Source organism: Rheinheimera sp. SA_1 (genome assembly GCF_001669775.1).
In the GTDB taxonomy this organism is placed as follows: domain Bacteria; phylum Pseudomonadota; class Gammaproteobacteria; order Enterobacterales; family Alteromonadaceae; genus Pararheinheimera.
The window spans coordinates 812,630-822,173 of the sequence record NZ_LXWK01000016.1 but is presented as its reverse complement, the minus strand read 5'-3'; the positions used below and the strand labels follow the sequence as shown (position 1 = coordinate 822,173).

Here is a 9,544-nt window from a genome sequence, read left to right as displayed (position 1 = left end):
GGACTATGCCACAAAATGGTTATGGTTTTACAATCATGAACGACCGCACAAAGCCAATGGCGGAAAGCCGCCATTGATGGCTGCATAAACTCTACTTTTAACTTCGGTTAAAAATGGGAGGATTACCATGGAGCCATTGCCATGAATTGTATTTCAAAGATGCCTGACAATTCATGCAAGCCGACGTCGGTTCGTGGCGCGGCTAAATTTAGTAGTTAAATTTTCAAGCGAGTTTTAGTGATGATTATTGAATTCGTACAAAAAGAAGATCACCTGAAGCTGATAGAAATTTGGGAAGCCTCGGTCAGAGCAACCCATGATTTTCTGGCCGAAGCTGATCTACAGGAGTTAAAGCCGTTAATTCTGGAGCAGTATTTTGACGCCGTTGATTTAAGGTGCGCTAAAAATGTCCATGGAGAAATTCAGGGATTCTGCGGCGTCCATGACGGTAATATTGAGATGTTGTTCATCGCACCAGAGGCGCGCGGAAAAGGCATTGGTGCCATGTTGGTTACCCATGCTATCGAAGAGCAGGGGGCGTTGAAGGTCGACGTCAACGAACAGAATGGGCAGGCGCTTGGTTTTTATCAGCATATTGGCTTTAAAGTGACGGGACGCTCGCCGATCGATGGGCAAGGTAAAGACTATCCGCTGTTGCATATGGCGCTATAAAAATTTAACGAGGCAAGTCACGGCAACAAGTTGTTCGTCTGAGCAAGTACAAGTAAAACGTGGTTTTGTGAAGTATCGTTCGGCATTTTCCAGTGCCAAATAACAGGTTAACAAGCGCCTTAACCTTAACTTTCGAAGGCTGAGTCCTCTGAACGCGCAACAAGTTGCTTGTTGTTTAGGCGTGCGTCAGTCGGTAATTTGCCGCCGCTCATTTGCTCTTCTCTGCAACACCGGCGATTCCAGCTTCATCGATGCAGTTTTGCCCACACTTTCGGCGTGGTGCCAAAACACTGCTTAAAATGTCGGGTCAGGTGGCTTTGATCGGCAAAGCCACTGCTCAGCGCAACCAGTGCTAATGGCATGCCACGCTCAATTAACGCTTTTGCTTTTTGTAGTCGCTTAAGCGTGACGTAGCGGTACGGCGTTGTGCCAAAAAGAGATCTAAAATCGCGGGTCACTTGCCACTTACTATATTGTGAAATAGCAGCCAGGTCATCCAACGTAATGTCGATTGGCATTGCGGAATCGATGGTCATGACATCGTCGATGTATTCACGGACGCGTTTTATCGCCAGATAGTTGGCTTGGGTATGTTGAATGCTGTTGGACGTCACTTGCTGTAAACAATTGGCAAAAGCAAAAATCAAATCCTGCTGTTCCAGAGTCTCGAGCGGACGATCGAATTCAGCTAACATTTTTGTGGCGATTTGCACAAAACGTGGATCTCTGGTGACGCCACCTTGCAAAAATGGCAAGCTGCTCCCCAGCAGGATATTTTGCACTTCAGACGGGTTGATGGTGATCGCCCGATAAGCAAATGGGCTATCGGTGCCAGCTTGACCGTCGTGGGTTTCGTTGGGGTGCAAAATCACCACCTCTCCGGGCAGGGAGTGGCGTAGTTCACCCCGATAATTAAAGCTTTGCACACCACTGGTGGTTAAAGCCAAAGTATAAGTGTCATGACTATGTGGTGCGTAAGCAAGTCCACTAAAACATGCTTCGATACGTTCCGTCTCGCCGGCAGCTCTTTTGACCCAACTTGTCAGCTGACTTTTCACCTGACTTTTACCTGGTTCGTTACCAAGCTTGTTACCAAATGGTGGTCTTTAGCCATCCTTGTGAGACTCCCGAATTTAGCCACTTCAAACCATGCCAAAACTTGTTAAATAATTTAAATAACTGCTGTTACTTTTTGCATAAGATCGCAATATCGTTCAATAATCTGCTGACTGGCCGCATTACTATACCTCAGAGCTTTCAGTAGGTTATATATGCTGACTAAAAATTCCATAGCTTTTACAACATGACCTTCGGCTTAAAATCGTGACAAATCAGCAACACTTAACACAGACTTTGGTTAAATTTCGGGGAAGATAAAATAATATGAACGGACTAAAACGGTTTTTGTTGTGGGCGCTGGCGATCATCACGCTGGTCGCACTATCAGCCATTGTGGCTGGTTTTTCATTTCGGGCCGGGCTTGGTACACCAACCACACAATTCCAGGAAAAAGCGGTGTATGCGCCGAATGGCGTGGTAACGACCAGTCAGCCGTTAGCTAGTCAGGCAGGTCTGACGGTGCTTCAACGCGGCGGTAATGCAGTCGATGCGGCGGTCACTGCGGCTGCGGTGTTAACTGTGGTCGAACCCTATATGACCGGCATTGGTGGCGATATGTTCGCGATGGTTTGGCTGGAAAAAGAGCAGCGACTGGTCGGCATCAATGGTAGCGGCCATGCTGGCGCCCTAATGACGTTCGACAAAATGGCCGAGCGCCGCCGTGTGCCGGACGAAGGCCCGGAATCGATAACTTTGCCAGGTGCGCTGTCTGGTTGGGCAAAACTGTTGGAAGCACATGGCACCCTAACCTTAGCGCAAGCACTGGCACCAGCCATTGAACTGGCAGAAAAGGGTTTTCCGGTCTCCAAAGCAACTGCGATTGAATGGGCGCTGTTCGAAAGCAAGATCAATTGGGACAAGGGCTCCAGAGCAACTTTTTTAATTGATGGCAGCAGAACACCAGCAGCCGGCGAATGGTTTTATAACCCAGATTATGCCAACACCCTGAAGCTGATTGCGGCGAACGGCCCGCAAGTGCTGTATGGCGGCGAACTGGGTGAAAAAATTGCAGCAAGAGTGCAGGAGTTAGGCGGGTTTTTAATGCAAAGCGATTTTGCCAACTATAGCGCGGAGTGGGTCGAACCTATGTCGGTGTCGTTTAAAGGTTACCAGCTGTGGGAATTACCACCCAATGGCCAGGGGATCGCGGCGCTTGAAATGCTGAAAATCTTAGAGCCATACGATTTAGTGGCGATGAAGCACAATTCGGCGGAATATCTGCATCATCTGATTGAAGCGAAAAAACTGGCTTATGCCGATCTGGAACATTTTGTCGGCGACCCGGCATTTATGCAGGTGAAACCCGAACAGTTGCTGTCAGATGAGGTTGTTGCCAAGCGTCGCGCCTTTATTGATGCAGATAAGGCGATGAAACGCGCCGATCCTGAACCCTCATTAACCACCAGTGATACCACCTACTTAAGTGTTGCTGATAAAGACGGCAATATGGTGTCTTTTATCAATAGCTTAGCCGGGCCATTTGGTTCAGGTATTGTGGTGCCGGGCACTGGTTTTGCACTGCAAAACCGCGGCGTGGGCTTGTCGGTGCAGCCTGGCCGCGCCAATACCGTAGCACCGGGTAGAAAGCCATTTCATACCATCATTCCGGGTTTTGTTACCAAGGCAGACGCACAGGGCAAGCAACAACCCTGGTTAAGTTTTGGCATTGTTGGGGGGCCGCAACAACCGCAAGCACATGTGCAGATGTTGCTCAATATGGTGCTGTTCGATATGGATATTCAGGAAGCCATTGATGCACCAAGGTTTCGGCACTGGGAAGATAATAACGTCAGCTTTGAGCAAGCCATCCCGCAAAGCACGGTGGATAAGCTGTATACAATGGGGCATGCACCACAAAATCCGGTGATGGCCACCGCCCAAGGCTTTTTTCATGGTAACAACCCAGGCCTGGTATTTGGTGGTGGACAAGGGGTGATGAAATCAGAGAAAGGATATGTGGCAGGGTCTGATTCCAGGCGGGACGGCGTTGCCGCGGCGCACTAAATCAGGTTAAGGTTAATTCGTAATTAATTGCAGTGGCTGAGGAAATTAGTTTGATTGGCTCGTTTTACACGGGAAGGCGTTGAGGCCTATGTACAAAATAAACGCATTTATCGTAATTTATCTCATGTTCAAATCATGTTTTGTCACGGCACAGGGAGGAACAATTGTGGATGAATTAATCGCTGAAAACGCTGAGGTCGTCAGCAGAATGGTCGCAGATGGGATGAATTTATCAATTCCATATGAAGTTGAGTTTATTGCTGTTTTTCCGACCGAAGAGGCTGCGGATCAAGTCGCCATGCTGTACGTGGTTGATAGTAAGGCAGGGAATAAATTTAAAAACATCGAAACAAGGCCAGGGGAAGAAGGGGAAATGGAGTTGCTATTAGTGAAATCGATGCTCGTTACCGCTCCAGGCATCACCGAATTTGAAATTCAGTTGATTGAACGCGCAAAAATGCATGGGGGATATGCCGATGGTTGGGGCGTACTTTCCGAGTAGATTTCTGACAATTGTCCGCGACTTCACTCGCCAGTAAGTGGCTAGTCCTGTTGCGGACGTTCGCTTGGATAAAAAAATGTCTTCACTCACTCTATTTAAGATCTTGCTCAGCATCCCAATAGGCATTGGGCTTGTTTATCCTTTCTTTGTTCCGGATGCCGCCGGCGGTATTCTTAGTGAGCTGAAAATCTTTGGTCCAATCGGATCGATAGTTGCTGCTTTGGTGTTTGTGGCCTTGGTGCTCTGCTACGCATTGGACCTCATTAAGTCTCTGCAGCTGGTTTCACCGGCAGCAAGAACAGCTTCGCCCAACAGTGTGTGGCTGATGTTTCTTCTGCCTTATAATTTCATTGAAGACTTCTTTATCGTGGCCAATGTCGCTAAATCGCTCAAAGCCGAGGCCGCTGCTAATCCAGCGCTCGCTACCTTTAAGTCCTTTGGCATGATATCGGGGATGGGGTGGTGCGCCGCGCAGGTCGTTTCGCTTGTTCCCAATCAGATTGGCTCAGCTGCGGGTTTAGTGGCAATCGGATGTTGGATATGGCATTGGGTATTTATACGGCGCGTCAACAACATCCTCAGTAAGTCCGGTTCAGGCTAACAAATCATTAAAACCGACGCCGCTTCGAGGCGCGGTTTACTTCAGTCGTTTGGCAATATAACGATGTCTTAGTTAATGGCATGTTCCACCTCGCGTTGTTTTCATTTTCCTGTAGCTGTGCCAAGTCGCCACGCCGCACTGAATTCTTACCTTGAGCGTTGTTCTTTAAAATTCGGGGTCCCGGATGATCACGGGTGAATTAGGTCTGGACGTTGCCGCGCCAGCAAAGATTAAGATTGCCAGGTAACAAGATGCATTGAGTTGGTTGATTTATTGTGGATTAAAGGTTAACTTCCTGCGGGTGAGTTTCATGAAATGAAGCAGCAGAATTTGGAACACGAGTGCGCTATGCATCGGATTAAGTTGTTATATGTAAAGGGGATTTTTGTACATGAACAGGACGGCTTCAAAGAATAGAAACATTTTGCTGGTGTCTTTATTGGCGCTTATTTTTGCTGGTGGTTACGCCTACACAAAATATAATTATGCAAAACAGGTATCAGGCGAGATAGATAACCTCATTCCATTTCATCATGAAAGACTGGAATTAAAGGAAGTTTCTGCATCAGAAAAAAACTTCATTCTGCAACTAACCATTTCAGGTGTCACGTCCAGTTCTGAGCGAATTGCCGAGCTAAAGTCATATTATGACGATGTTGCAGTGAATTACGTCTGCAAAAGCTCAAGTTTTAAGAGTCAATTTGATGATGGGTATCAAATAAGTTTTGATATTAAGTATCAAAATGAACCTGATACTACATTTAAGAAAATGTATGTTTCAAAAGAACAATGTGCAAATGTTCGCACCTAACAAGTTGCTTTGTTTCACCCTGTCACAAATTGACAAGCTGGCGCTTGATGTTTGCAGCTAAAAGGAGAATCTTTTGAGTCCAGAGTACATTCAGGTTGGCAGTCAGTATTTCGTTGGCTGGGGCACATTGATGTTAATTAACGCAGTATTGGCGCAAGGCAAAAATCGCAGCGGCTTTGCCTGGTTTTTTATTTCATTACTTCTGGGACCAATAGCGACATTAATTCTCGCTTTGGTGCATAAACTGCCAGAACATCAGCCAACGTAGCATGGTGATGAGCCTTACCGTCGATGGTGAAGTTGGACGGTGTAGTTTTTAGTTTCGCCTCGTGGTGCACTTGTTAAGCGCCGTGAGCATGGTAAGGCTGCGCAAGTGTCACAAGCAACGGCATCCAGAGCGAACCGTACAAGTTTGTTGAGTGTCAGGGATTACATGGAAGTACCAAAACGAATTTTATTATTCTTGCTGGCTCTGCTCGTCTTGCCCGGTTTTGCTGCCGCGCAGGCGTACCAAAGCTTAGATCTCACGCTGCAGCTATCACCCAACGGCGGTACTGCCAACATCACAACCGCCGTCACGCTGGACAGGCACGAAAGAGTATTTGACGCGCACATTGAGCCGGAAACTTTAGCTAAAAGGCCAGTAGAAGCTGCTGCACGTTGGATTTCGAATCAATGTCAACGCGAAAACCCAAACCATTTATAAAAAGACTTAGTAGAGTTTACTAAATCATTACGTATCGGCCATCTCACTATTTGACCGTATTTATGTGCCTCTGTTTGAATTGGTAATGAATATTTTTTGTAATGAAATGCTGTTTTTATTTGCATTAATTTTGTTTAAGTACGTTTAGTTTCGGATGTCCATAAAATTATTTTGTTGGGCCTTGTGCAAGTTTATTTTCAAAAAAATCGTTATGCACTTTTAAATATTCGTCAAACCGAGACTGATGTTTGTGGCTGATGTAATCAACACATAGTTCCTGTCCAGATTCAACTCCCAAAATGTTCAATATTTTCGCGTCAAGCTTAGGAGATATTTTTGATAAATATTTTTGGCCTTGTTTTATAAATGTTAATAAATGCGAGTCGAACAGTTTATCTATGTGTGCGCACAGAAGAATACCATTAGCACCATCTAATCTTTGAGCATTCGTTTTGCATTGAGACCAAGGGATAATATGGGAGGCAATCAAAAGCACCCGAATGTTGGTGAGAGTCAGTGCACAGCATTCACCATTCCCCCATACATCGATCACATTTTGTCTGAATTTCCCTTGCCCCACTCTTGCAAGAATAAGACTTTCCCGTTCTGTTCTATCGACTTCATAGTTAAAGATATCAAGAATATCATCTGCAATGTTTGGTGGGGGTTTTTTCGTATAATTCGGGTGGTGATTACCTACTGCATAATACTCACCATCAAGTACCTTTAGAGTCATATCTGATAACTCTTCTATGTGTTTTTTAATTTTGACGCGACCAGTTTTAGTCTGTTTATCATAATCATCATCCCATATGATGGGGAATGTTTTAAGTGAGTAGCCTTCATTCTCAACAAGTTTGATGTATTCCAGTGCCTCGCCAAAAGCGTTTTGTTTGCGCCCCTGCTCATTAAACTCCCAGTGCTTAGATAAGATCAATGCACAATCAACTTGAGTGTTGAGATCCCATGCACCAAAAAATACAATTTTTTCGTCGTGGTTTACAAATGCCCAGCCGTATCGGTCATTTCGATTGGATGCTCCGTGAGCTTGCATAAAACTCTTTCGTGACATATTTGACTCGTTGTATTTCCACTTCAAAGACCGTTTATGTAAGAACCAGCATAACAATGCTAGTTACCAAAATCCATCCTAAACGCTTCGCTAAATACTTAATCATTTTCACACGGTAGTTTTGAAGCGACCATAACTGGAGTCAAAAGTGTGAATCAACTGCTCACCCTAAAAGTGTTCTTTTGGCGATTTTATATTTCGCGTTATCAATTTTGTTCGTTGTCGCTGCATTTATGTCGTTGCTGAACCAGGTGCCGGTCAGTGAAGCTGTATTTTTCACTTATGCTTTGATATTCATCATTTTTGTAGTGCAAAGAGCAGGGCGTTTGTCCATGAACTCCTCGGTAAATATCTGGGCAAATGGATTTTAATGGTTATCTCAGCGCTGTTTGGTATTTGGACATTTGTTTGTGCAGCCTTGGTTTAAATAGATAATAAGCGCCATCAAAAATGAGTCTGCTCGGGTGGTCGCTGTCGGCTCCGGCAGTGGTTAAAGTGGCCAGCCGGTTTTGAATCAGGTATAGAAAGCCCGATCATTTGCTGTCTGTGAACACAGGACATTCGCCAGTTCGAGTCGCTGAGTGTAGTGTTAGATACCACTCACAGATAAGGAAATCACAGCATGAGCCTAGCATTTCATCTCAACTGCAACGGCCAGTGTGAAGAGGCGTTTCATTTCTACGCTGACAACTTCGGCGGTAGCATTGGCACCATGCTGCGGGTGCAGGATTCTCCGATCCCGGCATCCTCAGCAGTGCTTGGGCAAAAAATTGTTCATGCCAACATTTGCATCGACGGAGTTGAGATCGCAGGTGCGGACGTGGCTCCGGACCAATACGAAAGCCCGAAAGGCTTTTATGTGTTGCTTGGTGTTGATTCAGAAACGAAGGTCAAATCCATCTTCAGTGCGCTACAAGCGGGTGGTCAGGTGATATTAACGCCACTACAGACATTTTGGTCGTCATGTGATGCGATTGTGATTGACCGGTTTGGCGTGCTGTGGAAGATTAATTGGCGGGCCTGATTTTTCCATTCAGGCGGACCAGCTTCGCCAGCCGCTCAGGCTTTAGCAACTTGAAATTAATCGGTTCTGGGATCAACATAATGCAACAAGAAAGCGTACTAGTCGTGGAAAAGCAGTTGGCTGCTTACAATTTGAAAGATGCGGTAATGTGGGCTGCAACCTATGCCGAAGACGCAGTACAACAAACCACCGATGGGATCATTCTGGCGACCGGGCGTGATGAAATTCATCGCAATATTCTTGTGCGCTTTCAGGAACCAGATCTCAAGGCAATCCTTTTAAGCAGGACTGTGCATGACAACGTCGTGATTGACCACGAGAAGGTGATCCGAAACTTTCCTGAGGGCGTCGGTAGTGTGGAAATGCTGTGCATCTACACCGTTGAAGCGGGGTATATAAAACGAGGGATTTTTAAGACTTTTAACCAACAACTTACCAGGCCATGAAGACGTCGTCACTGCCGCCATGACGTGCTGAAATAGTACAGGAATTACCAATTAGTTCTGAAGAAAATAGAAAATTAACGCGCGGCTCGACTTTTATAACCGGCGGTGTTTTTGCCGGACTTTAATGAATACCAATGCATCTAAAAAACGCCAAGAAGGAGCCCCCGATGGCAGAAAATAAAACCAAAGCTACCGATGCTAGCATTGATGCCTACATCGCCTCGCGGGCCAATGCGCAGCAGGCTGCTGATTGTCTGGTGCTGATGACGCTGCTGGAAAAGCTTACCCAACACGCCCCAAAAATGTGGGGACCCAGTATTGTCGGCTTTGACTCGTACCGTTACACCTATGACAGCGGACGCAGTGGTGAGGCGCCGCTGGCTGGGTTTGCGATCCGCGGTCGCGAGCTGGTGGTGTACCTGAGTTGTGAGGATAACGACGAGCCATTATTTGCCAAGCTCGGTAAACACAAGATGAGCAAATCCTGCCTGTACTTTAAGCAACTGGCCGATCTTGATCTGTCCGTGTTGGAACAGCTGATTGTGAATTCGATTCAAAGTGTAAAGCGGCGATACGGCTAACCCTGC

At 46.1% G+C, this 9,544-nt stretch carries 13 protein-coding genes; 11 read left to right on the top strand and 2 right to left on the bottom strand.

What is annotated here, in order from left to right; genetic code table 11:
* The coding region (locus A5320_RS21995; RefSeq protein WP_147291831.1) for an integrase core domain-containing protein at positions 1-88 on the top strand (88 nt) is incomplete at its 5' end.
* A 152-nt stretch (positions 89-240) separates the two neighbouring features.
* Positions 241-672 (top strand): acetyltransferase, encoded by a 432-nt coding sequence (locus tag A5320_RS15625; protein ID WP_068066668.1) that lies wholly within the window; start codon positions 241-243, stop codon positions 670-672.
* A gap of 245 nt (positions 673-917) precedes the next feature.
* Here A5320_RS15625 and A5320_RS15620 read toward each other — a convergent pair whose 3' ends face one another.
* Positions 918-1,730 carry an AraC family transcriptional regulator gene (locus A5320_RS15620; protein ID WP_068066662.1) on the bottom strand — a complete coding sequence of 271 codons (813 nt, stop codon included), beginning with the start codon at positions 1,728-1,730 and terminating at the stop codon, positions 918-920.
* A 325-nt stretch (positions 1,731-2,055) separates the two neighbouring features.
* Between A5320_RS15620 and ggt the strand changes: the two genes are divergently transcribed.
* From ggt to A5320_RS15590, 6 genes are all read left to right on the top strand, one after another.
* Complete coding sequence (gene ggt / locus A5320_RS15615; RefSeq protein WP_068066661.1) at positions 2,056-3,795, top strand: gamma-glutamyltransferase; 1,740 nt, start codon at positions 2,056-2,058, stop codon at positions 3,793-3,795.
* Positions 3,796-3,961: 166 nt separating this feature from the next.
* Positions 3,962-4,297, top strand: coding sequence for a ribonuclease E inhibitor RraB (locus A5320_RS15610; protein ID WP_197490137.1), 336 nt, complete (start codon positions 3,962-3,964; stop codon positions 4,295-4,297).
* 64 nt (positions 4,298-4,361) lie between these two features.
* A complete protein-coding gene (locus tag A5320_RS15605) occupies positions 4,362-4,898 on the top strand; it encodes a hypothetical protein (protein ID WP_197490136.1) in 537 nt (178 codons plus the stop codon).
* Between the two features lie 391 nt (positions 4,899-5,289).
* Positions 5,290-5,709, top strand: coding sequence for a hypothetical protein (locus tag A5320_RS15600; protein ID WP_068066658.1), 420 nt, complete (start codon positions 5,290-5,292; stop codon positions 5,707-5,709).
* A 73-nt stretch (positions 5,710-5,782) separates the two neighbouring features.
* Positions 5,783-5,977, top strand: coding sequence for a hypothetical protein (locus A5320_RS15595; RefSeq protein WP_068066651.1), 195 nt, complete (start codon positions 5,783-5,785; stop codon positions 5,975-5,977).
* Between the two features lie 165 nt (positions 5,978-6,142).
* On the top strand, positions 6,143-6,415 hold the full coding sequence (locus A5320_RS15590) for a hypothetical protein (RefSeq protein WP_068066649.1): 273 nt from the start codon (positions 6,143-6,145) through the stop codon (positions 6,413-6,415).
* Between the two features lie 166 nt (positions 6,416-6,581).
* Here the strand turns inward: A5320_RS15590 and A5320_RS15585 are convergent, their stop codons facing one another.
* The gene (locus A5320_RS15585; RefSeq protein WP_197490135.1) at positions 6,582-7,469 is read right to left on the bottom strand and encodes an HNH endonuclease; all 888 of its coding nucleotides are present in this window, start codon (positions 7,467-7,469) and stop codon (positions 6,582-6,584) included.
* Positions 7,470-8,109: 640 nt separating this feature from the next.
* On the opposite strand from A5320_RS15585, the gene A5320_RS15580 reads away from it, so the two are divergent.
* From A5320_RS15580 to A5320_RS15570, 3 genes are all read left to right on the top strand, one after another.
* Positions 8,110-8,511, top strand: coding sequence for a VOC family protein (locus A5320_RS15580; RefSeq protein WP_068066644.1), 402 nt, complete (start codon positions 8,110-8,112; stop codon positions 8,509-8,511).
* Positions 8,499-8,957 carry a nuclear transport factor 2 family protein gene (locus A5320_RS15575; protein WP_197490134.1) on the top strand — a complete coding sequence of 153 codons (459 nt, stop codon included), beginning with the start codon at positions 8,499-8,501 and terminating at the stop codon, positions 8,955-8,957. The genes A5320_RS15580 and A5320_RS15575 overlap by 13 nt, the downstream gene beginning before the upstream one ends.
* A 167-nt stretch (positions 8,958-9,124) precedes the next feature.
* Positions 9,125-9,538, top strand: coding sequence for a DUF1801 domain-containing protein (locus A5320_RS15570; protein ID WP_068066633.1), 414 nt, complete (start codon positions 9,125-9,127; stop codon positions 9,536-9,538).
* Positions 9,539-9,544: the final 6 nt, after the last annotated feature.

Bases quoted from the DNA above. Each gene is read 5' to 3' on its own strand.
- A5320_RS15585 (WP_197490135.1), bottom strand. From the start codon at position 7,469: ATGCAAGCTCACGGAGCATCCAATCGAAATGACCGATACGGCTGGGCA.
- A5320_RS15625 (WP_068066668.1), top strand. From the start codon at position 241: ATGATTATTGAATTCGTACAAAAAGAAGATCACCTGAAGCTGATAGAA.
- A5320_RS15590 (WP_068066649.1), top strand. From the start codon at position 6,143: ATGGAAGTACCAAAACGAATTTTATTATTCTTGCTGGCTCTGCTCGTC.
- ggt (WP_068066661.1), top strand. From the start codon at position 2,056: ATGAACGGACTAAAACGGTTTTTGTTGTGGGCGCTGGCGATCATCACG.
- A5320_RS15570 (WP_068066633.1), top strand. From the start codon at position 9,125: ATGGCAGAAAATAAAACCAAAGCTACCGATGCTAGCATTGATGCCTAC.
- A5320_RS15600 (WP_068066658.1), top strand. From the start codon at position 5,290: ATGAACAGGACGGCTTCAAAGAATAGAAACATTTTGCTGGTGTCTTTA.
- A5320_RS15580 (WP_068066644.1), top strand. From the start codon at position 8,110: ATGAGCCTAGCATTTCATCTCAACTGCAACGGCCAGTGTGAAGAGGCG.